This is a genomic window from Humiphilus diazotrophicus (assembly GCF_059726315.1).
In genome coordinates this window covers 744807-769428 of record NZ_AP040870.1, presented here as the reverse complement: position 1 = coordinate 769428, position 24622 = coordinate 744807, and the positions used below count along the sequence as shown (strand labels likewise).

Genomic DNA, 24622 nt, shown 5'->3' with positions numbered 1-24622 from the left:
AATGGAACCAAAGCGTTTTAGCTTCTGGTACAAGGATGGTGAAATGGAATTACTGCTCCTTAAGAGAGCCGTCGAACTAATCGAAGCCTCCCTTGCCTGTCTTGAAAGCTGAGATGCTTTTAACCTCCGGATGCTGAGCATGGGACTGAATCAAAAAGAGTTCCCAGTAGCCGTTCCGGCTGATGAGATAGGAAGAGGCTATTCACTTTTCAGGAAATTTGGAATGTGGTGGCTAGATAGCCTCCCCTTATATAATTCGCGGTTACTCCAACGTAGTGTGTTTCTTGGTGGAGGTTTATCCCTACTATGAGTCAAATTTCGGCGACAACGCCATCGAGCACGGTAACCAAGCCTGGCAATTCCAATTGCCGGTGGGTGATCTGTGCGCTTTTATTTGCTGCGACTGTAATTGCTTATGTTGATCGCGGTGTTATTGGTTATTTAGAATCTTTCCTAGAGAAGGAGATCGGCTGGAACAGCGTTCAATACGGCTTTATGACCGCTGCCTTTCAGGCTGCATATGCCATCGGAATGATTGTTGCCGGTGGTGTTACCGATAAACTAGGGACTCGCAAGGGCTTTGCGCTCGCTATCATTTTGTGGAGCGCTGCAGCGATGTTGCCCTCCATAGCTCATAGTGCTTTTGCCTTTGGTGTCGCGCTCTTCTTTATCGGATTAGGTGAAGCTGCAAACTTTCCTGCCTGTATCAAGACTGTAGCTGAGTGGTTTCCGAAGAAAGAGAGAGCTCTCGCAACCGGAATCTTCAACTCCGGAGCAAATATTGGAAACATTGCCGTTCCATTGGTCGTTCCCGTTCTCACGCTTGCTTTCGGCTGGCGGATGGCTTTTGTCGCTACGGGCGCTACTGGCCTGATTTGGCTAATGTTCTGGTTGTGGCTCTATCGTAGGCCCGAGGAGCATAAATGGGTTTCGTCGAAGGAATTGGCTCATATCCAATGCGATCTCGATACGGAAAAGGCTGAAAGGGTTCCCTGGTCTGCCGTACTGCCAAAGAAAGAGACCTGGGCATTTGGCATTGGCAAGTTCCTTACCGATCCCATTTGGTGGTTCTATCTGTTCTGGTTGCCTCGCTATCTACAAAATACCTTTCACTTGTCGCTAAGCCAGAGCCGTACTCCTATTGCCGTGGTATATGCCGTTTCCTGTGTTGGCAGTATTGGCGGGGGTTGGATTTCATCCTTCTTCCTGAAGCGGGGAATGAACACGAACTCGGCCCGCAAAATCACTATGTTGCTTTGTGCTCTTGCTCCGGTTCCCGTCCTCTTTGCTCCCTATGCGCATAACTTGTGGCTGGTTGTAGGCCTTGTTGGTGTGGCTACTGCTGCTCATCAGGGGTGGTCCGCAAATATCTTCACCTTACCTTCCGATATGTTCCCGAAGGCTGCAGTAGGAAGCGTTGTAGGGATTGGCGGTTTCATGGGGGCTTGCGGTGGAGTTTTGATGCAATTGGGCGTCGGTTATGTCGTGGCAATTACGAAGAGCTATATTCCATTGTTCTTCGTTGCTTGCTCCGCCTATCTTTTGGCGCTTCTCATCATTCACGTCATTACACCAAAGCTAAAGCCTGTTCACATGGATCTGTAATTTCGGCCAATAAGAACCGAAGCGCCGCATCACTCATGACAGTGGTGCGGCGCTTCTATTTGGATACCTCTTGTTTCAGACCGGATAGTTCTCTAGCACTATGCTTCTGAACCATGCGTGGAGAGGTTCATCCTGCAATCGAGGGTGCCACATCATTGAATAACGGAATCCTGGAATTTCCTTAGGCGCATTCACCATTCGAATGCGAAAGTGCGAAATCATGGCTTCTGCAAGACGGGCTGGACAAGTCAGGATCAGATCTGTTTTTTCAACTGCCTGAATTCCCGGAATGAAGTATGGTACCTGCAATGCGGTTTGTCTTCGCAGTCCCGATTCCGCCAAGGGGCGATCGACGAGTGTCTGCTGGTCCATCTGCGTTTCGATTGCGATATGCGAATAGCCGAGATATTGCTTTATCGAAAATGCTTTGCCTCGGAAGGGATGGTCTTTCGATACGAGGCATACAAAACGTTCTTCAAAGATTTGTTTGATTTTGAGTGGCGATGGGGCAGCAAGAGGGCTGAATAAAAGATCGATCTTTCCTGCGATAAGTTCCTCGAATGAGCGTTCTGTCCATGGCACAACTTCGATCTGCAGGGACGGTGCCAACTGCCGAGTCTTCTCCATTAGCAAGGGCATGATCAGAGAGGTTGCGAAATCTGTCATCCCGATGCGTACGCGCCCTGTAGTCTCTTTCGGGGAGAATTCCTGTCCGCTCCACAAACTTTCCAGTCGCGGTATCAGTAATTCAAGCTCATCCAGCAGAACTGTGGCTCGTGCGGTCAACTGATATTCGCCCTGAGAGCGGATTAGAAGATCGTCCGCCAGAGTCTCTCGAAGCCGCTCCAGCGCCCGGCTCATCGCCGGTTGGCTAAGATTTACTCGTCGGCCTGCACGGGTTACGTTTCGTTCTTCCAGAAGGGCATGCAATGGCAATAGGAGATTCAGGTCGATATTTCTCAAATGCACTGTACGCATGGTTGCTATTCTAACAATGCATGGTACGGATGGTGCTCCCGGTCCTCTAATAGCTAAGACTTGAAAGGGTAGAGCAATGACAAATCTTCTTAACAACAAGGTGGCAATCGTTACCGGATCCGGACGCGGCATTGGTGCTGCAATCGCACAGCGCTTTGCGTCGGAGAGCGCGAAGGTCGTCGTTAACTATTCAAGCAGCCAGGCGGAGGCAGAGGCTGTGGTTGCGAAGATTTCTTCGCAGGGCGGAAAGGCCATTGCGGTCAAGGCCGATGTGAGTACGTCATCCGGCGCTAAAGCCCTCTTCGATGCCACTGAAGAGGCCTTCGGAAGACCCGATATTCTAATCAACAATGCTGGGCTCATTTTGTATAAGCCGGTATCTGCCGTTACGGAGGAAGAGTTCGACCGCCTTTTTGCGGTTAATGTAAAAGGCACATTTCTTACTAGCCAACTGGCGACGACCAGGCTGAACGACAATGGATCGATTGTGAACTTCTCCTCTTCGACTACGGCGCTCATGTTGCCGACCTATGCCATTTATGTGGCGACGAAAGGCGCAGTCGAGCAATTCAGTCATGTACTTGCCAAAGAATTGGGAGCTCGCAAAATCCGGGTAAATATAGTTTCTCCCGGCCCGGTTGATACGGAATTATTCAACCAGGGCAAGACAGAAGAAGATCGCAAGCGCATGGCTTCTATGGCTGCGCTGAATCGGCTAGGAACTACGGACGACATCGCCCAGGTTGTCACCTGGCTTGTATCGGATGAGGCGTATTGGATCTCAGGGCAAAATATCCGTGCGAATGGCGGACTTATCTAGGTGTGGAGGGCCACTTCCATATCGAAGCGCGTGAAGCGCAACTTTTTCCACCTCAGCAATCCATTCTGATTCGCTGGGGTGGAAGAAATACTCAGGTCCCCAGGTTCTTTCGCTTGCCAGTTTGTGTTTGTTTCTCGGAATGACACCTTTTCACATTTCAGTGCTTTCAAAGGAGAAGTCGTAACGCCGACTGTATTGGTGGAACATTCTGGAGAACTTTACTGTACTGGCTGGACGGTTTAGTATTTTCGAGGTGAGACATTCTACGCGAGATCTAATTCTCGACGCTGCCCAGCGGGTGGTTCTACGAGACGGGATTACCAGTCTCACCATCGATGCTGTTGCCCATAGTGCTGCGTTGAGCAAAGGGGGAGTGCTCTATCACTTTTCCAGCAAAGAAAAACTCATTGCTGGGTTGGTGGATAGACTCATCCTGAATTTCGAAGCAGATCTCGAACACTATCATTTCCAGGAAGTAAAGCGTAACCCGAAAGGCGCGTGGTTGCGCGCTTTTGTGCGTGCATCCTTCGAACACACGAATTCAGAAGAAAATGGTTCGCATGACGTGGAAATTTTTAGTGCTATAGCTGCTGCTTTGTCTGTAGACGCAGAGCTGTTGCGACCCTTACAGGATCGCTATCGGGAGTGGCAGCGACGTATCGAATGCGATGGACTGCACCCGGTAACCGCGACCATGTTGCGCATGGTTTGCGATGGGATGTGGTTTTGTGGAGTGCTGGATTTTGGTCCGCCCGGAGAGAAGGTTCGTCGGCAGATGATCGAACTTCTTCTTCAACTTTCTGTAGGACAAAAGGATCGAGAGCTGATGTCAAATTTTGAATGGATCTTACCTTCTGAGTCGCAAATAGAACAGCAGTGCGAAGCCGCAATGGAGCGGGCATCTGTGCAGTCGAAACAGATTGTTCAGTCCATTACCGCTGCAAAAGAAGTATTGCTGAATCTGCAGACCGACAAGGGGTATTGGTGCGGAGATCTTACCGCCGATTCAACGTTACAGTCTGACTATATCCTGCTTCAGCTATGGCTCTATCCACCTCAAGGCGATAAATGGGTTACTCCCAATCCTGAGCGGATACAGAGAGCCGTTCGCTCGATTCTTCAACAACAGCTTCCGGATGGAGGCTGGAATATCTATCCGGATGGACCTTCCGACATCAATGCCTCTACGAAGGCTTATTTTGCCTTGAAGGTGGCGGGCCTTAAAGGTGATGCCTCGAAGATGATCAAGGCTAGAAACTGTATTTTGCGGCTTGGTGGTGTCCAGTCCTGCAATAGCTATACCAAGATCAATCTCAGCCTCTTTGGGCTCTATCCGCGAGAACATGTGCCCAGCGTACCTCCGGAGATCATGCTGCTGCCTGGAAGCGTGTTATATGAGATGTCTTCCTGGACCCGGACGATCGTTGTGCCTCTGTCGATTGTGCAATCTATCGGCGGTGTCCGTCCTGTACCGGAAGGAGTGGATCTCGTTGAGATCTTCGATCCCTATAAGACACTGGAGAAGAAGAAGCGCGAGGGATTAGCCATTCTCTTCCACCATCTCGATAAGCTGGTGAAGATCTGGGAGCGCCACGGGCCCAAGAATCTGCGTCAGAGCGCTCTGCGTGAGGCTGAGCGCTGGATTCTTGAGCGGACGCGTTCTTCGGAAGGTCTGGGGGCGATTTATCCGGGCATGATGTATCACATCATGGCACTGCAATGCCTGGGATACGCAGACGATCACCCGGATTTTATTGAAGCTGTCAGGCACTTCGAAAATCTTCTAATCGAGCGGGGAGACGTCTTTATCTTCCAGCCTTGTGTCTCTCCTGTTTGGGACACTGCTTACTCTGCCTTTGCCCTTGGCGAAGCGGGGCTGGCGAACGATGAAAGACTGCAGCAGGCAGCAGATTGGCTGATTTCGAAAGAGGTGCGCCGAAAAGGGGATTGGGCTGTAAAGCGTCCGCAATTGGAGCCTTCAGGATGGGCCTTCGAGTTTGAGAACGAGTACTATCCCGACATCGACGACACGGCAATGGTGCTCTTAGCCTTGCTTCATGCGAAGGGCTCGGATGCACAGAAGTACGACCGCTGCGTGAAGAGAGGTATCAACTGGCTCATCGGAATGCAGTCGCAGGATGGAGGTTGGGCAGCCTTCGATGCCGATAACAATTGGCAAATCCTGAACAAGATTCCCTTCGCCGATCATAACGCGATGTTGGATCCTACTTGTCCTGATATCACAGGACGAGTCATTGAAGCTCTCTGCCGTCACGGCGTTTCCTCTTCGGATGAGACGATTCAGCGAGGCGTGAGCTATTTGCTTTTACAACAGGAACGCAATGGTAGCTGGTACGGACGATGGGGAGTGAATTATCTCTACGGAACCTTCCTTGCTTTGCGTGGGCTGCGTGCGGTTGGAGATTCCAGAGCTCTTTCTGCGATGAAGAAAGCAGCCGACTGGATTCGCTCCATTCAGAACAAAGACGGAGGCTGGGGAGAGAGTTGCGCCAGCTATGTCAAAAATCACTATGTTCCCGGTTTAAGCACTGCTTCTCAGACTGCTTGGGCGCTTCTTGGCTTACATGCTGCCGGAGACACTTCTTCGCGAGCCGTGGAGCGGGGCGTTACTTATCTGCTCTCCACGCAAAAGAGCGACGGGACCTGGGAGGAGCATCTCGCCACCGGAACAGGATTTCCCAACGTCTTCTTTTTGACGTACCACATGTATCGGCAATATTTCCCGTTGCTGGCTCTGCAGATGTTCCGGGATATCCAGGAGCTTAATGGTGAGCAGGATGATCGAGCGGAAGTGCTTCTCGCCTGATTCGATGTGAGCATGACAAATTGGATAAGGGCTTCATTGCAGATATTCTCATCGCGATGGAGCCTTTCTCTAGTCCAGTGAAATCGGCCTGGATACCTGGATTTCAAATCTGCGGAAATCTTCCTTCCCATACCAGGGGAATTGCCCTTTACACTTGGTAGGAAAGGAAGTGGCATGACACCTATTCAGCCCGGTCGCATCGAAGTCATTACCGGGCCTATGTTTTCCGGAAAATCAGAAGAGCTGATCCGCCGCCTGAAGCGGGCCCAGATCGCCAAACGACGCGTTGCTTGTTTTAAGCCTGAAATTGATCTGCGATACAGTCGAACTGCAATTGCTTCTCACAGCTTGCAGACCTTGGAAGCCGTGACTGTGGCCAACATTGCTGCGCTAAAAGAACATTTAATGCCTCAGATCAATGGGGTAGAAGTAGTTGGTATCGACGAGGCACAGTTTCTCGGCGAAGATTTGATCGATTTTGCCTATGAATTGGTACATCTGGGGAAGCGGGTTGTTATTGCAGGCCTGGATATGACCTTTAGCGGTAAGCCGTTTGCTCCGATTCCGGAGTTGCTGGCCATGGCCGATGAGGTGATCAAACTTTCTGCTGTCTGCATATCCTGTGGCGCTCCGGCAATTCACAGTCAACGCCTCGGTAGTAGCCAACAATTGGTTGTAGTGGGATCCGCCGGTCTTTATGAAGCCCGTTGCCGAGCATGCTTCCATCCTGACTTGGATGAGCATGAGTCAGAGCAACTGGAACTCCCTGTCGAGCAGCACTAATCTAAATTCAAAATCTGGATGTGAAGGTATAAGGGCACCGCATTGCTGTGCCCTTTGTAGCTTTTGAAGTCAGGGTTAGGGTAAAAGCACTATAGCCGTGTACTTCCCGGAACTGATCTCACCCCTGTTTTGCTCTAGGCCTTCATCGCCGCCCGCAAGTTCTTTTCGGCCTCTTCCGTCCAGTACTTGCAATCCAACTCCAAAAAGACCGTCGTATAGGGGATGGTCATCGGAGTCTTGATTAACAGGATTGAGAATAGTTGGGCTGCCTTGTCGAGCTTCACAATAATTTCTTCATGTGGAAATTTTAAGATGGGCTGAGAAACCAGTATCTTTTCCAGTGATTGGCGGTATTTTGTTACTCCTGGAGCATCTTTTTCAGCAACAAAATCCAGCTCCTGATCCGTATAAACAACCGGCTTTACATGCTTCGCATGCGCCAGGATCGAGAAAACCTTGTGCAGAACGTCTTCTTGTGGCTGATCGGCTCTGATGGTTTCTATTCCAGGAGAAGATTGCAGTGGATACGCCGAATCTGCAATGACGATCCAGTTTCTATGGCCCAAAAGCGGCAGCTTGTTTTCCAGCTCGTGAACCCAGGTTTGTGTGACAGCAGAAGATGTGTGCACCATGGTTTATTTCCTGATTTTTGGCTAACGACGAATATATATATTGGCAGCAGTAAATGTTCTTTACTGTCGTTACGTCCTCTATTGCGCTCCGTAGAGGCGGTTGTACGCACTTTCCCATCCACTTGCGCTTTTGGTGTCTGGTGTATAGGTGATGCGTTCAATGGAATTTGCAATGCAGGCTCTTCCTGCTGCAATATCCGGAAGATGTGAAGTCGCGATTGCCTGTACCATCACGTTGCCGTAAGTAGAGGCTTCGATTGGGCCACATACTACCGGAATCTGGCAAGCATCCGAGGTGAACTGGCAAAGCAATTCGTTCTGGCAGCCGCCCCCTACCATCCTTAACGTGGAGACCTTGCGTCCGGTAAGCCTCTGGATCGTATTGAGCACCCATTTATGCCGGATAGCAAGACTTTCCAACGCACAGCGAACGATCTCTCCTGGTGTTTCCGGTATATGACCACCCGACTGACGGCAGAAGCTGCGAATTGCCTCAGGCATATTCCCGGGCTTGCTGAAGGCTTCTGCATCGGTCTCGACTAGACTCTGAAATGGCCTGGCTTGCTTGGCCAGAGCTGTCAACTCACTCCAGGGATATTGCTGACCTTCGTTATTCCACTGGCGGACGCATTCCTGCAATATCCAAAGTCCTGTCAGATTCTTCATGAACAGGATGCGGTCATTGACGCCCACTTCGTTTGTAAAGTCCAATTTCAGGGCTTCATCGCTGAGTACCGGACTTGGCAGCTCAATGCCCATCAGGTTCCATGTTCCGGAACAGAGAAAGACGTCCTGATCGGTCAACTCCGGAATTGCCGCTACTGCGCTGGCCGTGTCGTGCGATCCGCAAGTTACGGCTGGGAAGCTTCCGCTAATTCCACAGTCGGCAAGGACGCTTGGCAGTACCGGATTCAAAACCGTTCCAGGTTTGGTAATGGGTCCGAGAATCTGGTTGGGAATCGAGAGCTCCTTCAAAAGATCAGTCGCCCAAGTTTGTTTAGAGGGAGAGAGCATCTCGGATGTGGATGCTTCTGTGATCTCTGCAATTTTGTCCCCACACAGACAGTAAAGGAAGAAATCCGGGACCATCAGCAGAGAGTGAGCGGCGTCCAATTGCTCATCGTGGTTCAAAACCATGCCATAAAGCTGAAACAGTGTATTGATGGCCATGGATTGCACGCCTGTTGTCTGAAAGAGACGCTGTAAGGGAACTGAGCGGAAGACCTTCTCAGGGATGCCGGTAGTACGTTCGTCGCGATAATGGTAGGGATTGCCGATGAGCCGTCCACGTTTGTCCAGGAGCGCAAAATCGACACCCCAGGTATCCACGCTGATGCTCTGGGGAACATCCTGGAAGCGCTGCTGATAGCACTGGAGTCCCTCCTGAATCTCTTTCCACAGGTGAAGAACATCCCAATGGAGCTGTCCAGCCACCTTTACGGGACCATTCGTGAAGCGGTGAAGTGATTCAATAGCAAACTTCTGGCCATCCCATAGACCGGCAAAAACACGGCCAGAGGAGGCTCCCAGATCGACTGCGACAAATTTTGCGGAAGACATCATTCTTAGCTAATGAAACTGTACTAGGAAGATTACTACGAACAAGGGCTTCCAGGCGCGAACCTCCTGATTTCGGGACGGTTGCATTCAATTGTATCCGCTCAACTGCGCCTTGATGCTTGCATGTCCCCGTTGTTCCTTAAGCTCCTCGTTTGGGTTGATACGGTAGGCTTCTCAGGGTTTCAGAGGTTGGGACGTTTCTCCTTGACGTTAGTTTTTTCATCGAATTAAACTTGCTGCCATAGCAAACGCACTGTCTTCCAAATCGTAGGCTCGTCCTCAACTATGGAGTAAAACGGCTTTCGGCCACCCGCTCGGCCGATGTACCCGCTGCATTCTGTCCGTGCCGGGCCTGGGCAAGGTAAAGACTAGAGCATTTTCGCTATAGGTGTAGACCGAACATCAGATGCATTTGTGGTTTTAATTATGAAAAACCACTCTTCGCGGATTTTTGCTGGTTCATAGTACTAGCGAAAATGCTCTAGATGCAGGCAAAAGAGGCTGTCTATGAAAATGACATTCCGGTGGTACGGAGATTCCGACCCGGTAACGCTAGAGTACATTCGTCAGATTCCTGGCATGTACGGCATCGTTTCAGCGATTTACGACGTACCGGTCGGAGAAGTATGGCCGGTTGAAAAGATTCGAGCTCTTAAGGCGAAGATCGAAGCGAATGGACTTGCTTTCGAGGTGATTGAAAGCGTTCCTGTTCATGAAGATATTAAGTTAGGGAAACCCAGTCGCGAGCGCCTGATTGCTAACTACAATCAAACCCTCCGCAATTTGGCGCAGTGTGGTCTTAAGGTTGTTTGTTATAACTTTATGCCTGTCTTCGACTGGACCCGGACAACGCTGGATAGAAAGTCGGCAGACGGTTCGACCAGTCTTGGCTTTGACGCGGATGTTGTTGCTCAGATCGATCCGTCAAAGGGGATTAGTCTTCCCGGATGGGATGCGAGCTATACCAGTGATCAGCTAAAGAGCATTTTGAACGAGTATTCAAAGGTTGGAGAGAAGGAGCTTTGGGCAAACCTGGAATACTTCCTCAAAGCGGTCATTCCGGTTGCGTCCAGTGTTGGCATTAAGATGGCCATCCATCCGGATGATCCTCCTCGTCCCATCTTCGGACTGCCTCGTATTGTTAAGAATCGTGCCGACCTCTTGCGGATTGTCGAGACAGTAGACGATCCTTGCAATGGCCTGACACTCTGCTCCGGATCTCTTGGTGCCGATACTGCAAACGACATTGTTGCTTTGGTGCGTGAGTTTGCCGGAAGGAACCGCATCCCCTTTGCACATCTTCGTAATGTGAAGGTGGACGATAAAGGGAACTTTCATGAGACAGCGCATCTCTCCGAAGCTGGATCTCTCGATATGGCTGCAATTATCCGTGCCTATTATGAAGCAGGATTTGAGGGCTATGTCAGACCGGATCATGGACGCATGATCTGGGGTGAAACGGGCAAACCTGGTTATGGTTTGTATGATCGCGCTCTAGGTGCGGTATATCTGAATGGCCTCTGGGAGGCTACAGTTAAGTCTCTTGCAGGAAAGGAGTGTTCTTAGTGAGTCCTGCATTTCAGGTTGATCTAAAAGGTAAGGTTGCAGTTGTAACTGGTGGTGGTGGGGTGCTTTGCTCTCAGTTAGCTTCCGCTTTGGCAGCAAGCGGAGCGAAGGTCGCCATTCTGGATTTGAAGCTGGAAGCTGCAGAACAGGCAGCATCGGCTATTCGTGAAAAAGGGCATACGGCTATTGGTCTGGCCGCGAATGTTCTCGAAAAAGCTTCGCTGGATGCGGCTGCAGCTGAAGTCCTTGCAAAACTCGGGCCTTGCGATCTGTTAATAAACGGAGCAGGCGGGAATCATCCCGCAGGTACAACGGGCGAAGAGTATTTGAATCCCGCTTCGATTGAGCAGACAGAACTAAAGACTTTCTTCGATCTATCTTTTGAAGGAATTAACTTCGTCTTCAATCTGAACTTCTTGGGAACGCTGCTGCCGACGCAGGTATTTGCTAAGCAAATGATTGGCAGAAAGGGCTGCAGCATCATCAATATCTCGTCAATGAATGCCTTTCGTCCACTGACAAAAATTCCAGCCTATAGTGCTGCAAAATCCGCTGTAAGTAACTTCACCCAGTGGTTGGCTGTTCATTTCTCGAAGGTCGGAATCAGAGTGAATGCTTTGGCTCCTGGTTTCTTCCTGACGAATCAGAATCACGCTCTGTTAATTAAGCCTGATGGTGGCTATACAGAGAGAGCTGACAAGATTATTGCTCACACTCCATTAGGGCGTTTTGGTGTTCCTGCCGATCTGGACGGCACGCTGCTCTGGCTTGTTTCTGAAGAAGCTGCTGGATTTGTAACTGGAGTGGTAGTTCCCATCGATGGTGGATTCGCTGCCTATTCGGGTGTCTAAACTTTCTCGTTGTAGAAAGAAATTGGCCCTGCCGGCTTGTAACCGGCAGGGCCTTTGAGCTTACAATCTTTAATCTATTTTGAGAGGCGATCCACTTCGGATCCTGCGAGCAGAAATGCGCCGATTCCGAAGTTATGGCTGGAGCCAACATTGTACTTATCCGGAGCAGCCCCTATAGGCTGAATGCATCCCAGGCGCCCATCCTGATAGATATGTGAAACCAAACCCTTCCACCCTTTTTCTACTACGGGAAGATATTTTTGCCGGTCAAGAATGCCATGATTAATTCCCCAGGCCAGTGAGTAAACAAAGAAAGCAGAACCGGAATTTTCCGGCAATGGATAGGATTCTGCATCAAGCAGGCCGGGCCGCCATAATCCATCGGATCCTTGAAGAGAGGCGATCTCTTCTGCCATCTCTTTGAATTGTTGGATGTATTTAGGACGGCTCGGGAAGTCCTTTGGCAGGAGTTCGATTACGCGAACAATTCCGGCCGCAACCCATCCATTCCCGCGAGACCAATAAAGGCTTTTCCCATTGGCCTCGTGCTTGTCGAGGTAACCTGCATCACGGGCATAGAGATGATCCTTGGTGCTGTAGAGGAGGTTCGATGTTATCCACCACTGCCGGTCCATATAGTTCAGATAGGCAGGATTCTTGATCTCCTTGGAGAGTTGAGCCCAAGCGCGAGGAGCCATGAAGAGGGCATCGCACCACCACCAGAGAGGCTTTTGTGGATTGTCGGGTGTAGCCATTACGGTATCAAAGGACTTCTGCGTATGCGCGATCATGATGGGATCGTGCTTTTCCGTATAGAAGTCGAGATAGCTTTGAGCTACGGCTTCATCGTCGGCATGAGCAATGCGCGGAGCCAATTGCCAGTGGAATTTTTCAGCTGAGACTTTCTCTACGGCATTTGCGTATTTGGAGTCTTTCAGCGTCTCGGAGGCTGCTATCCAGCCTTGATACAGTGTTGCAAAGGTCCAGTCCGGATCGAGGTGTCCTTCGGTTCTGGCCAGTTCCCAATCCGCGACTTTCTTCATTGCTGCACGAACCGCTTTGTGCTTGAGGGCAGGGGAGAGCGTTGTATCCAGAGATCCCGGATTTTCTGGATTATCGCCTATGTAGGGTGAGCGTTCGTCTGCCAGAGCTGGCAAAGTGGTGAGTAAACCGAAAGGAGCAGAAAGGCAGCTCAACAACAGCGTTGCTGTAAGAACCTTTCGGTGAGAAGAGTTATTGTTGCGGCCAAAGTGTAGCATCTGTTATACCCCCTGCTCAAACTTAATCTGGTGATGGCGATTCATAGTGGTTTGAGAGTAGTTTCCTTTAGAAAATCGTTTGTCTTTAGCTGTCTAATTTTATTAAGGTTCGCGCAACAGAGAATTGTACTTGAGACTTCGTGCTTTCTGCGATAACCCCTGCTCCTTTTCGCGAGATACAGGAAAGCACGAAGTTTCAAATTGATCTGTCTTCTAAACCTAGACATTCTCTCTCAGACGATTTCTGCGTACCATTTCCATATCCTGATCGGGTTCCGAATCGCACTCGATTGCTAGCGTTGTGATTGGTGAATCCGGAGCCTCTTTGGGTAAATCGATAAAGCGCACGCGTAGGGCGTCTTGTTGAAAACGGACAGCTTTACCACTATGGAGCAGCCGGGCAGAAAGTACCTTGTTTTTCAGACCGCCAATAGCAACGTACTCTCCGGGCCAAAAGTGAACGTGCATAAAGAGGGTATTGCCTGATCTGGTAAAGCTGGCGTAATTGGAGCGTCGTATCTTGCACGGATCCGATTTGAGAATCGAATCCCCATTCACTGACATCCACTTGCCTACGTCGGCGAAGATTTTCAGCGTCTCTTCTGGAATGGATCCGTCAGGTTCAGGTCCAATGTTTAGTAGGTAATTGCCTCCATCCCGAACGCATTGAATCAGGTTCCTGAGGACCGTTTGGGAGGACTTCCAATTATCGTCGGCTCGCTGGTAGCCCCAACTGTCATTCAACGTCATACAAGATTCCCAGGCTCTGCCTCCAGCCTCTGCGACGATCTTTTGTTCGGGCGTGGCGAAATCTCCAGGAAGTTTGTTCCGATTGTTGATGATGATATCCGGTTGGAGTTCATAGACCATCTTGTTCATTCGGATAGACTCCCAGCCTTTCGCGTCGAGTGGCCAGGAAACGTCATACCAAAGGATGTCGATTTTCCCATAGTTACTCATTAACTCGCGTATCAGTCCATGGGTGTATTCCACAAAACGCTTTCGTGCTGCTTCGTCTTCCGTACAGCGAGCCCCATCGGGATGATGCCAATCCATCAGCGAGTAATAGAAACCGACTCGAAGTCCCTCAGCTCTTGCTGCCTCAACATATTCGCGAACGATATCTCTTTTAGGCCCCAGTTTGGCTGCGTTGTAGCTGGTAAGCTTCGAATCGAAATTGCAGAATCCTTCATGGTGCTTTGTTGTGAGCACCATGTATTTCATTCCTGTCTGCTTAGCTAGCTTTGCCCACGCGCGTGCCGATCCCGGTGCCGGATTGAATTCAGCCGTGCGCTTTTCGTATTCGTTTACAGGAATTGCTTCGTTCTCCATAACCCATTCATGCCGACCTATTGCGCTATAGATACCGAAATGAATGAACATCCCAAACTTGGCTGCATGCCACCACTGCATTCTGTGTTCCCGGTTGGAGTCTCCGGGCAGTGGGCCTTCAGGAGTGCTGCTTTGCTGCGCTGCGAAGGCTCCGGCCAGGGGTGCTGAACTCATTGCCAGAGCCGTCCCCATACAAGCTCCGCCACCGAGGAGTAAGCTGCGGCGGCTGAAATTTGTCTTTTCCATAAATGCCTCGTCTTTCCGATTCCTGAGGTTTAAAGATCTTCTCCTGGCTAGAGCCTTTAGAGACTTTTGAGCAAAACTGCACCGTGAGGCGGAACCTCAAATGTTTGTGCGTCGTGAACTGTAATGGTGTTTGCCTTCCATACATCTTTGAAGGTTGTACTGGAAGGAAGACCAAGTTGCTTGAGTTGAAGCACCATTTGCATCGCAGTATCACTACGATTAAAGAGTCCGACAGCGATCTTGCCGTTGGAGAGAGGCTTTGTCCAGATTTCTGAAGCTTCTTTAGCCCAAGCTCTATCGCCTTGTTTCCCTAGTGGATCCTGATCGATTGAGATTGCGTCTTTATTGGTGAGTATGGCCAATGTTTCCGGTGTCATCTTGCTCAGATCGTTGCCCGCTAATAGAGGTGCAGCGAGTAGAACCCAAAGGCTCATATGTGTGCGGTATTCGTCATTGCTCATGCCCCCATTACCCACTTCGAGCATGTCTGGATCATTCCAATGTCCCGGTGAAGCATACCTGGAAAGTCCGATTTGAGAGAAACCGATTAGCGACATACGCTCATACGAGTCGGCAATATCGCCAGTAGTACGCCAGAGCTGCGCTCCTACAGAAGGTCCCCATTGCCAAACTCGATCGTTTCCATATTGGCAGAGGCTATAAACGATTGGACGTCTCGTTGCTTTGAGGGCATCGTCCATTTTCTTGTATGCAGCCCGCATCATCTCGTTCTGTTTTTGCAGGTTGTTCGGCGCCTGGTCTGCCATGACCTTTCGGAAACTGCATAGATCGTACTTCAGGAAATCGACTCCCCATTCGGCATAGGTCTTAGCATCTTGCTCTTCGTGACCATAGCTTCCTTCATACTGTGCACAAGTTTTAGGCCCAGGTGAGGAGTAGATCCCGAGCCTGAGACCTTTGGCGTGTACATAATCGGCGAGCGCTTTCATATCCGGAAACTTTGAGTTCGTGTGGATGATTCCTTGAGCATCGCGCTCGCCTTCCCAGGTATCGTCGATGTTGACGTAGACATATCCCGCGTCTTTCATTCCGCTTTTTACAAGCCAATCGGCGGCGGTACGAACATCTGCATCAGTGACGTTGCGATGAAAATGATTCCAACTGTTCCATCCCATCGGCGGTGTCATTGCGAGTGGCTGCTGTTGTGCGCAGAGAGTGAGTTGAAAAGCTCCTGCAAGCGCGAGCGTTAGAATTGGAAATCTTAATTTCATTTCAAGCCTCTATCTCACGGTAATCGGATCAGTTTCTATTGCTGGGCCTGCTCCTACTGCGTTGACTGCTGCAACTTTGAACGTGTAGGTTTCGCCCTTGTTTAGTCCATCGATGACGCCAAAGGTCGTATGTTTCACGTCTAACACCAGAAAACGCCGACCTTCGAAGAGGATCTTTCTGCCTCCGGGATTGATGGTTACGGAGAAGGATGTCACGGCGCTGTCTTTATCTGAAGCCGGAAGGTGGATGCTGACCTTGCCGTTTCCGGAAAGAGCTTTGATGGAAGCAGGTGCCTTGGGTGGGTCCAGTTGTTTGCTTCCTGGTGTGAAGCTTGCGGAGGGCAGCGATGCCTCACTTTGTCCCTTGCCATTGGCAGCTTTAACTGTGACTGTATAGTGCCTATCGTTTTTTAGTCCGCAAAGATGCACGTAAGCGATTTTCAGAAACTCTTCGGCGGATACTGTCGCGGTGGTTCCGTCCGATGCAGTTACAAAATACCGTGTTACAGGACTGCTTCCTTCGAAGACAGAGGGGTCCCACGTCACGTAGGCTGATTTGTCCAGAGCCAGAACTGCTACTCTGCCTGGAGGTTCAGGTGGAGTAGGTTCGGCTGTGAACTTCTTTTCGAGCAGATGCCGGAAGGACGCTTCCAATCCTGCGTTAGAGAGGATTTCGGCGGGAGCATCCTCTAGAGAACTAATCAGATGATTGTTCCGTATCCTTACCTGTTCTTTGTCCGAATCCTCATCACCCTGCTGCCACCAGTTGTCTTCAATATCTAGAGGATCGAAGTCCTTTCCGCTGTGGCCGTCATAGTAGTCCCTGTGGCGGGAGTTCCAGTTGTCGTGATTGGTGTTAAAGATTACATTCCGGCGCACCGTGATCATCGCTGAACCGTTGTCGGTATAAATGCCATGTCCGCTGCTGTACTGGTTGTAAATTACATTGTTGCGAATCTGCTCGCCATCTGAGAGGTCATTGCCCGTGCGTCCCTGCGTATAGATCCCCCCACCGTCGGAGAGGACCAGCATAAAATCATGAATCAGATTTTTCTCGACTATATTTCCTGTGGAATGATTGGCTTGTCCGGGTTTCTGAATCTTGTCCGGCCACCCTCCCCAACCCATGGAAATTCCTGCGTAAGGTACATGATCGATTTGGTTATGTGCGATCAGAGTACGCTTGGCATAGCCGACAACGATCGGTATTCCTCCCCGGTATTCTGCTCCAACATTGCGGAATAGGTTGTTCGTTATACGATTGTCACTCGCAAATTCAGCATCGGAAGCCAACGGAGCATCGACAGAAGCTAGCTCTAGACCATTTCCGGAGATATCGGTGAAGATACACCCTTCAACGATATCCTTCTGTGCTCCTTCGCCCAGACGCAGTCCGGCAGCACCCAGGTGAACAAACGTGTCGTTGCGAAAGGAGATGCTATGTCCCCAGTGGAATTCGACATTGCCTACCAATGGCGTCCATGAAGCAAAGGGGCAAGTCCCTCCAGGTGCAAACTCGCAAAGTGCCTGTTTGTTGTAACCCTCCGGTCCGGTTACCTGGTAATTTGCTTGAATTTCGGAGAAACCTTCCAGGCTGCTCGCCCCAAGCCATGTTGCATACGAAAACTGGATGCCTTGGAAGCTGATGTCATGAATCGGTTGTGACGGAGTTCCTGCTCCGATAACAAGAGCCTCGATAATAGGAAGTTCCACATCGGCTTCGCCAAGATCCTCTCCTTCGCGAGGAGTGTAGTAGATCGCTTTGCTCTGGCGGTCGAGATACCATTCGCCCGGACGCCCTAATAGTTCATAGGCATTTTCAACGAAGGAGGGCTCTTTCCCGATGCTTCTGGGGCCTACAAGATTGGCTGTCCGTTTCCAATGCGCAAAATCTCCTACAAGCATCGTTCTCTTGGTTGAGTTGTTCCAGCAAGGCTGCGCCATCGAAATGTCTTTGTCTTTGATACTCGCAAGGGTGCAGCGTGGTTCCGTCCAGGAGCCCAGACCGGTGGAGTCAACGCTCCATATGGCATTACCCCCTGTATAAACAAACTCTATGTCGGATGGATTCCTCCACGAGGCCATCCGGTCATCGGATGCCGTATAGCCTTGTTCATTCATCGTGAGCTTTACCGGAAGGATGCCTCTTGTCCGATTGGCGCGAACGTTGTTGACGTATAACTGACGGCTGTTACTTACTCCCTGAGGAAGAGGTGCTGTCCACAGGTTCTTCCCCGCGTCTACCTGCTTCCAGCCTCGTATCTGGACCGCGCCGCTTATGATGGGTGACTCTCCGGAAGCGGCCTCAAAGATACGCCCGGAGTCCTCTGGAGCCAATCGCAGAGGACTGGTGAGTCGATAGGTTCCACCGCGCAGAACGATTCGCGCTTCCTGTTTGTTCCGGGCCATATCTCGTGCGCGCTCAAGAGTTCGTAATGGATGTTCTCGATTGCCTGCAGCCCGATCATCGCCTTGCGGAGAGATATAGATTTGCGCTGTGGCAGATACGGTAAGGCTCAAGAAAAACAATGGAAGGATTCTTTTCATAACACTTCCCATGTCCGCTTTAACTTCGAATAGGCTTATATCAGATCTCCTTCATCTTTTGCCACAAGAATGAACTAAATAATCCAAATAGTGAATTCCCGTGAATCAGTTCTTGACATAGCCTCTTCAGAAGGCATACAAGCCAGGGTGCGGGTTGTTCAATCCGTTTGTATGAAAGCTATTGAATATACAGGGTCTAGATGATCTCTCTAGATGATTACGAGAGAGGCGAACTGTGTTCTTAAATAGAAACGTTCAAGATAAATATAGTTCGATGTATGACTTAATCATAAGCTTTCGATAAAGAGCCGAAATGGGGGGTAGGGATGAAAATAGGGAATAGATGGGCTTGCATCTTCTGGGGGCTTGTTCTTTCAGGAACAACTACTTTGTTTGGCGGTTCATTCATGCTACATGCAGAAAAGGTGTTGCACTCTCCCTGGGATGGTCTCAAGGTGAAGACCACTGCAACTGCATACTCCTGTCCCGCTATTGTCCATCTGCCTGCGGATTTGACTACAGAGAGCTTTTATTCGGACAGTAAGGGGTCGATCATTGATCCAGAAAAGTGGAAGAGGTACTCCGAGACAGCAGGCCCGATCAAGGAGCTGGGGAATCATCTGGTGGCTTCCGCCGATTTCTATCTGCAGACTGGCAGCCGAGCCGCAGCTGAATGTGTAATCGCGCATCTCGATGCCGCGGCTAAGGACGGAACTCTGACCGGAAAGATGTCTTCAAAGCAGGCATATTTTGTGCAGGGATGGGTGTTAGGCGGTGCAGCGATTGCTTATTTAAAGGTTCGCAATAGTGGTTTTGTGACACCACAGGTGGAGAAGGATCTCTTTCCATGGCTGAAGGCTGTGAATAAACAGACTATGGATTTCTATGACCAGAGTCGAAAGAAAGGTTCGGCACAAAATAATCATCTCTACTGGGCTGGGGTAGAGGCCGCTGCTGTTGGTATCGCAACCAACGATCGTAATCTGCTTGACTGGGCCGCAGATGCTTATCGCGTGGGAATTGGCCAGATCGAAGCTGATGGTTCTCAGCCGCAGGAGATGCGCCGTGGGCAGCGTGCCTTACACTATCACCTTTATGCTGTTGCTCCTTTGACGCTTATCGCGGAGTTCGGCGAGGTGAATGGAATGCATCTCTACAATGAATGTCATTCCATCCTGGCCAAGGCTGTGAAACTCGCAACGCATGGGCTTATTGACAATAGTTTCTTCCAGCAGAAGACGGGCATTCCTCAGGACACTCCAAAAGGGAATCCGACTGCAGAGGAGATAGGCTGGGCTGTGGTTTATATTCACCGTTTCCCCGATGGGGAAATTTCCAGCCTTATCTCAAGAGCTCCCTCACTGTCCTATATGTACCTTGGTGGGATGCCTCCATATGTCAGCAGACAAAAATAGAAGCTAGTGGCTTCCGCATGGACCACTCATTCTTTCGTCTCTCTGAAAATAGAGTACAAAACTGTCTTCGGAAACCATTCCGAAGACAGTTTTGTTTGTATGCTACCTCTGGAGAATTCGTGTTTTTGTAGATCAAGGAGCTACTTTCGTTATCTCCCTGCGTGCGTCAAAACATGAAAGCGCAGTTGCCGTTACTGATATATCATTCTGTGGACATTGCAATACGAGGCTAGACTGTGCAGGAACAGAATATTCATGAAGCGTTGGAGAAGCAATACCGGGCATCGCTGGAGATGCTCTGTCAGACAATTCACAAGTGCCCCGATGCGCTTTGGTTCTCTTCGGATTACCTGAACAGGTTTTGGCATATTGCCTATCATGCGCTCTTTTTTACTCACCTCTATCTTCAGGATTCAGAAGCGGCATTCCAGCCCTGGGAAAGGCACCGTCCCAATTGCGAACTTCTCGGAGCTACTCCATGGCCACCCTATGAAAGGCCAAAAATCGAAGAACCCTATAGCAAGGCTGACTTGCTTGAGTATCAGAGATTCTGTGTCCGTCAAGTTGAGGAGCGAGTGCGGATTCCCGCGTTAGATTCTCCATCGGGATTTCACTGGCTGGCTTTCAGCAGGCTGGAACTACATCTCTATAACATCAGGCATATTCAGCACCACGCAGGACAATTGATCGAGCGGCTTCGCGTCTCGGAGGACGCAGGAGTCGGATGGATCGGAAGCTTGCAGCGTACGGAGTAAAACTATTTCTATTACCCATAGATCTGCGGTGAAGGGAGCTTTAGCGCATTTCCCGTATAGATTCGCCAAGGATAGAGCTTACGCAGCTTCCTATGCGGAAAGCTGCGTAAGCTCTTGTGTTCTGGTGATAAGGCTTTTGCCAGGGCTGTTTGCGCCGCAGCCCTGGCGCAATCCCTTCTTAGGGAAGGCCAAATACTAGAAGGTTAGTCTCATGCCAAGCTGTGTCTGTCGCATAGTGCTTGCACCATTGATATTGCCCGCCGTCGTGAGGTTACTTAAACTCGAAACCGGATTCGACAAATTAACAAAATTGAAGATATTGGTAAATTCTCCACGGAATTGCAATGTGTAGCTCTCCATGAAGTTAAAGTTACGGAAGATTGCCATATCGACCTTCTTTGAACCAGGTCCATCAAGAAGATTTCTGCTGGCAGTGCCGTCCGTGCCGATGGCTGGGGTTGTGAAGGCCGGAGGATCAAACCAGCGCGTCATGACAGATGCACGGGAGCGATGCGGATCCAAAGCTGGATTTCCCGTTACATTCGGACGGTCGTTGGTCTGTCCATCCAGATTGATATCTTTCCCAACCGTTACGGTAAATGGTTTTCCGCTACGGAGGGTGATAATTGGTGAGAGCTGCCAGCCATTTAGCGTTGTCTTGAGAATTCGGTTGTCATGGTGGTAGTAATCCATTAGCCAAACAAGCGAAGTTACAAAACTATGCCGGTAATCGCTGTCGGAACGCCCTCTCTCCAGGTACAGGTTGTTTACATTCTCAGGAGTGCCTGTGCTACTCTCCATGCCGACGCTCGACCAGTTCTTTGCCCAGACGTAATAGCTTCTCATATTCAAGTGCTTGCCGAGGCGCTCATTCGCCTGTACCAGCATTGAGTGATATGCCGAGTTTTGTCTGGAAGAGAACTGATTGATGCCCAAATACGTGTCGTGCATGATTGGGCGACGGTCGTTGTAGTTGGTTGAGGTAGAGGTGACGATTCCGTTTACCGGATTAGTGGCGGTAGCGTAAACCGGATAATTGGTGTCCAGCGTGAAGGGAAGATGACGTCCAAGGCCACCGACATAGCCTATCGATGTGACGAAGCCTGGTGTCCACTGATGCTCGGCCGTCATATTGAACTGATAGGTGGAGGTCCAGTCAAAATTCGTGTCCGTCGATTGGACCTGAAAGGGCGGAGTGAATTTAGGCGACTTGGGGTTGTAGTAATAGGGAAACGGTGAACCTCCCTTAATGTTTGCATAAGGATCGGTAACCGACTTTACATTGCTGAATGTCTGCCGAAGGGTGAAGGGCTCACCGGTTGAGGCCCATTCGTTACCCGAGATACTACCCCAGAAAATGCCTGAGCCTCCACGGAGGGAAGTCTTGCCATCTCCGAAGATATCCCAAGCAAATCCGAGTCTAGGCGAAACGTGCTTCCATCGTACCGGGACGACACCGCGAGGAACTCCCTTGTCTCCAACTACGACTAAGCCGAGTGGCGCTGTAGGTACAACTGTGGATTGTTGACCGAGGAAGAAGTTTTGTTCTTTATCGTCGGTTTCTACAGGCGGAGTCTGGATATCCCACCTCATACCGAGGTTGAGTGTGAAATGGGGGAGGATGCGGTAATCGTCCTGGAAGAAGAGCCCGTAATTCCAGCTATTGGTGTGTGTGACGGTTCCACCTGCATCTTGGTTCATCGAATTGGGCAGGCCCAGGATGAAGTCGGATAGGGGATTGCCGGTTCGTGCTGATGAGCTGGAACTGAAAGAGAAAATACCGTAATTGTTCAGATTGGATAACAGAATGTCTTTGTCTAATCCGATATCTCCACCAAAGCGTATAGAATGCGGACCATGCGTCCAATTCACCAGATCTCTTACTTCGTAATAGTTCGATCCGGCGATCTGCCCGGCAATCGCATTGCCTGCCGTGAAATATCCGCTGACAGCAATCTGGGGTAGAGATGGAGCCGCTTGTACTTTAAAAGCCGAGCCATAGTCCGTAATGGTATTTGTCGGAAGATTGATACGGCCGCCAAGCTCACGAGAATAACTTACCCAAAATTGATTCACCCAGTTTGCATTGATGGTGTAGAGATCGCTTGCCAGTGCGGTCCATTGCCGGGAACTGAATTGTTGCGCTGACCAAAGGATTTGATTCCCGCCAATCGTTCCACTATTGCTGGAGCCACCTGCGCTCTGCTGTGTAGAGGCCCCATTCTCAAAGACCTCTCCTGTTAGGCGGTGTATAGGGGAGAAGCTGTGGTCTACCTTGAGCAGGAACTCGTCGTTATTTGTTGGATAGCTGTGAACCTGACTGAGCTTATTGTTAGCTGCATTTGGCAGCGGAATATGTGGCAAGGTCGTGTCCGAGGTCTTTAATAAGTTCTGTACCGTCGGGTCTAGTGTGTCCGTGATGATGTTCCCGGCATAAGGTTTGCGCGTGGTCGGATTGCAGACGATAAAGTGATTTGCTTTTGCGTCTGCGGTACTCAGAGTTTGATTGCAGCTTGTAATGGTTCCGCTTGAAACGGGCAGATCGGCGCTGAAGTTCCCTTGGCGTTCTGCTGCGGTGGGAACCGTAGCGGAATTAAAGAATCCGGTGGTGATCTGACGCAGACCTCCATAGCTGAAGAAGAAGAAGGTCTTATCCTGGATAATGGGGCCGCCGATGGTGCCTCCGAATTGATGGCGGTGCAACGGGTTGTCTACTGTCGAAAGGTAGTCTCTTGCATTGAGTGCTGTTTCGCGCCAGAACTCAAAGAGTGAGCCATGGTATCTATTGGTTCCAGACTTGGTAATTACGTTGATAACTCCATTAGGGAATCTGCCATACTCGGCGCTGTAGTTATTAGTATCAACGCGAAATTGATCGACCGCATCTGGGTTCGGTTGTACGTTGCCGGTGTTACGCAGGCCGGTCATGTTGGTGGCGCCATCGAGGTAATAGCTGGTTGATCCGGAGTTTGCAATCTGTACGCCGCCGTTGATTAGAACAGTCTGCTGCGGATATCCCAGAGTATTGCTGGTGCTGTTGACCGATACTCCAGGAACGAGTGTCAGCAGATCGTAGACGTTGCGGTTGACGATAGGCAGGTTTTCAATCTCTTTGTTTTCGACCGCAGCTCCAACAGTTTGATTGGTCAGATTCAATAATGGAGCATCTGCGGTGACCGTAACTGTTTCGCTGGAGCCGCCCACCTCCAGAACTGCATTTATCGTTGCGAACTGGCCGATGCTAAGCACAAATCCAGTCTGAACAAAGTTCTTGTATCCGGGGGCTGTGATCTGCAAATCGTAACTGCCGACTGGTAGAAGATCGATGCGATAGTTTCCGGCTTCATTGGTCTTTGCTGAAAGACTGAGATTGGTACCGAGATTCTTTGCAATAATCAGGGCATCTTTCACACTGGCACCGGAGCCGTCCGTCACTGTCCCGCTAAGTGTTGCTGTGATCTGCTGTGCTCTTGCACTGCAAAACGCAATGCAAACTAAGCCCAGGATCAAAACCGTTTTTCCGATAGAGAATAGTTTCTTCATCGCTGGCCTCACTGCTTCTTCTTTTGAGAGGTTTCCAGATGCTCTCAATTATTCGCGGTAGAGTCTGCGATAACTGAAACGATGTTGTCAATTCGATCTTCGAATTAATTTGCAAAATGAAGAATAATCGTTCACAAAATGGCTAATTTTGGCGCGAGTACGTTGGATTGATTCAGTAGAGTGCAGATTGATTGGTTGGACCATCGAACAAATTCGTCATGGGAAATGCCGAAGTAAGAAGCCTGAATATCTCCGGAATAAATCGATTGCTCAATCGAGACTGTTAGGAATAACTGTTGCAGCATTCTCTAATGGTTGTAGGTAGGTTGTCATACCAGTTTCTTGTTGATCCCGGAATATGAACCTTTGGAAAATAACAGTGGTCTCGTTTCTTATTTCCGTGTTTGTACGTACCTCTTTGCGCAATTTTGTAGATGGGACCTTCTACATCACTGTCCGTGATAGCTTCTATCTCGGTCGTCATCATCTCAGAAAAATTCTATTTGAAATTGTTTCGGTTACAACGGGGGCTCCGTGAGTTGTCTTTCATCGAAGAATGTTGCATTCATCATATGTGGAAGCTATTAAACCAGCAGTGCCAGAAGGTAAATAAGCGTGGCGGGATACAAAAAGCCGTCATTCAGATGTGTGCTGTTTGTCCATGTCTGTAT

The 24622-nt window shown here is 49.9% G+C and carries 16 protein-coding genes; 8 read left to right on the top strand and 8 right to left on the bottom strand.

The annotated features are described in order from the left end of the window. The first annotated feature begins 306 nt into the window (after nt 1–306). Complete coding sequence (locus AC6I7T_RS04725; protein ID WP_497792164.1) at nt 307–1605, top strand: MFS transporter; 1299 nt, start codon at nt 307–309, stop codon at nt 1603–1605. 75 nt (nt 1606–1680) lie between these two features. Here the strand turns inward: AC6I7T_RS04725 and AC6I7T_RS04720 are convergent, their stop codons facing one another. Then, complete coding sequence (locus tag AC6I7T_RS04720; protein WP_497792163.1) at nt 1681–2583, bottom strand: LysR family transcriptional regulator; 903 nt, start codon at nt 2581–2583, stop codon at nt 1681–1683. Between the two features lie 76 nt (nt 2584–2659). Here AC6I7T_RS04720 and AC6I7T_RS04715 point away from each other — a divergent pair, with 76 nt between their 5' ends. From AC6I7T_RS04715 to AC6I7T_RS04705, 3 genes are all read left to right on the top strand, one after another. Further along, on the top strand, nt 2660–3403 hold the full coding sequence (locus AC6I7T_RS04715) for an SDR family oxidoreductase (protein WP_497792162.1): 744 nt from the start codon (nt 2660–2662) through the stop codon (nt 3401–3403). A 253-nt stretch (nt 3404–3656) separates the two neighbouring features. Continuing rightward, entirely contained in the window at nt 3657–6230 is a 2574-nt protein-coding gene (gene shc / locus AC6I7T_RS04710; RefSeq protein WP_497792161.1) for a squalene--hopene cyclase, read from the top strand. A 174-nt stretch (nt 6231–6404) separates the two neighbouring features. Then, nucleotides 6405–7013, top strand: coding sequence for a thymidine kinase (locus AC6I7T_RS04705; RefSeq protein WP_497792160.1), 609 nt, complete (start codon nt 6405–6407; stop codon nt 7011–7013). A gap of 134 nt (nt 7014–7147) precedes the next feature. On the opposite strand, the gene AC6I7T_RS04700 is transcribed toward AC6I7T_RS04705, so the two are convergent. Both AC6I7T_RS04700 and AC6I7T_RS04695 read right to left on the bottom strand, forming a co-directional pair. Further along, entirely contained in the window at nt 7148–7645 is a 498-nt protein-coding gene (locus AC6I7T_RS04700) for an RbsD/FucU domain-containing protein (RefSeq protein ID WP_497792159.1), read from the bottom strand. Nucleotides 7646–7723: 78 nt separating this feature from the next. Continuing rightward, entirely contained in the window at nt 7724–9208 is a 1485-nt protein-coding gene (locus AC6I7T_RS04695) for a rhamnulokinase (RefSeq protein WP_497792158.1), read from the bottom strand. A gap of 504 nt (nt 9209–9712) precedes the next feature. Here AC6I7T_RS04695 and uxuA point away from each other — a divergent pair. Both uxuA and AC6I7T_RS04685 read left to right on the top strand, forming a co-directional pair. After that, on the top strand, nt 9713–10771 hold the full coding sequence (gene uxuA / locus AC6I7T_RS04690; RefSeq protein WP_497792157.1) for a mannonate dehydratase: 1059 nt from the start codon (nt 9713–9715) through the stop codon (nt 10769–10771). After that, complete coding sequence (locus AC6I7T_RS04685; RefSeq protein ID WP_497792156.1) at nt 10771–11622, top strand: SDR family oxidoreductase; 852 nt, start codon at nt 10771–10773, stop codon at nt 11620–11622. Before uxuA ends, AC6I7T_RS04685 begins: the two co-directional genes overlap by 1 nt. A gap of 74 nt (nt 11623–11696) precedes the next feature. Here the strand turns inward: AC6I7T_RS04685 and AC6I7T_RS04680 are convergent, their stop codons facing one another. The 4 genes from AC6I7T_RS04680 to AC6I7T_RS04665 form a co-directional block, all read right to left on the bottom strand. Further along, on the bottom strand, nt 11697–12881 hold the full coding sequence (locus tag AC6I7T_RS04680; RefSeq protein ID WP_497792155.1) for a glycoside hydrolase family 88/105 protein: 1185 nt from the start codon (nt 12879–12881) through the stop codon (nt 11697–11699). A 219-nt stretch (nt 12882–13100) separates the two neighbouring features. Then, complete coding sequence (locus tag AC6I7T_RS04675; RefSeq protein ID WP_497792154.1) at nt 13101–14459, bottom strand: alpha-L-fucosidase; 1359 nt, start codon at nt 14457–14459, stop codon at nt 13101–13103. 56 nt (nt 14460–14515) lie between these two features. Next, nucleotides 14516–15691, bottom strand: a complete 1176-nt coding sequence (locus tag AC6I7T_RS04670) for a glycoside hydrolase family 27 protein (RefSeq protein WP_497792153.1) — start codon at nt 15689–15691, stop codon at nt 14516–14518. Nucleotides 15692–15700: 9 nt separating this feature from the next. Then, nucleotides 15701–18238: a right-handed parallel beta-helix repeat-containing protein gene (locus AC6I7T_RS04665; RefSeq protein WP_497792152.1), complete on the bottom strand. Its 2538-nt coding sequence runs from the start codon at nt 18236–18238 to the stop codon at nt 15701–15703. 326 nt (nt 18239–18564) lie between these two features. Here AC6I7T_RS04665 and AC6I7T_RS04660 point away from each other — a divergent pair, with 326 nt between their 5' ends. Then, complete coding sequence (locus AC6I7T_RS04660) at nt 18565–19653, top strand: alginate lyase family protein (protein WP_497792151.1); 1089 nt, start codon at nt 18565–18567, stop codon at nt 19651–19653. Nucleotides 19654–19889: 236 nt separating this feature from the next. Next, nucleotides 19890–20408, top strand: coding sequence for a DinB family protein (locus AC6I7T_RS04655; protein WP_497792150.1), 519 nt, complete (start codon nt 19890–19892; stop codon nt 20406–20408). Between the two features lie 195 nt (nt 20409–20603). Here AC6I7T_RS04655 and AC6I7T_RS04650 read toward each other — a convergent pair whose 3' ends face one another. Continuing rightward, nucleotides 20604–23951: a TonB-dependent receptor gene (locus AC6I7T_RS04650; protein WP_497792149.1), complete on the bottom strand. Its 3348-nt coding sequence runs from the start codon at nt 23949–23951 to the stop codon at nt 20604–20606. Nucleotides 23952–24622 lie beyond the last annotated feature (671 nt).

Excerpts from the sequence above, each read along its gene's own strand:
- AC6I7T_RS04725 (WP_497792164.1), top strand. The coding sequence starts at position 307 with ATGAGTCAAATTTCGGCGACAACGCCATCGAGCACGGTAACCAAGCCT.
- AC6I7T_RS04720 (WP_497792163.1), bottom strand. The coding sequence starts at position 2,583 with ATGCGTACAGTGCATTTGAGAAATATCGACCTGAATCTCCTATTGCCA.
- AC6I7T_RS04715 (WP_497792162.1), top strand. The coding sequence starts at position 2,660 with ATGACAAATCTTCTTAACAACAAGGTGGCAATCGTTACCGGATCCGGA.
- AC6I7T_RS04705 (WP_497792160.1), top strand. The coding sequence starts at position 6,405 with ATGACACCTATTCAGCCCGGTCGCATCGAAGTCATTACCGGGCCTATG.
- AC6I7T_RS04700 (WP_497792159.1), bottom strand. The coding sequence starts at position 7,645 with ATGGTGCACACATCTTCTGCTGTCACACAAACCTGGGTTCACGAGCTG.
- AC6I7T_RS04695 (WP_497792158.1), bottom strand. The coding sequence starts at position 9,208 with ATGATGTCTTCCGCAAAATTTGTCGCAGTCGATCTGGGAGCCTCCTCT.
- uxuA (WP_497792157.1), top strand. The coding sequence starts at position 9,713 with ATGAAAATGACATTCCGGTGGTACGGAGATTCCGACCCGGTAACGCTA.
- AC6I7T_RS04680 (WP_497792155.1), bottom strand. The coding sequence starts at position 12,881 with ATGCTACACTTTGGCCGCAACAATAACTCTTCTCACCGAAAGGTTCTT.
- AC6I7T_RS04675 (WP_497792154.1), bottom strand. The coding sequence starts at position 14,459 with ATGGAAAAGACAAATTTCAGCCGCCGCAGCTTACTCCTCGGTGGCGGA.
- AC6I7T_RS04670 (WP_497792153.1), bottom strand. The coding sequence starts at position 15,691 with ATGAAATTAAGATTTCCAATTCTAACGCTCGCGCTTGCAGGAGCTTTT.
- AC6I7T_RS04665 (WP_497792152.1), bottom strand. The coding sequence starts at position 18,238 with ATGAAAAGAATCCTTCCATTGTTTTTCTTGAGCCTTACCGTATCTGCC.
- AC6I7T_RS04660 (WP_497792151.1), top strand. The coding sequence starts at position 18,565 with ATGAAAATAGGGAATAGATGGGCTTGCATCTTCTGGGGGCTTGTTCTT.
- AC6I7T_RS04650 (WP_497792149.1), bottom strand. The coding sequence starts at position 23,951 with ATGAAGAAACTATTCTCTATCGGAAAAACGGTTTTGATCCTGGGCTTA.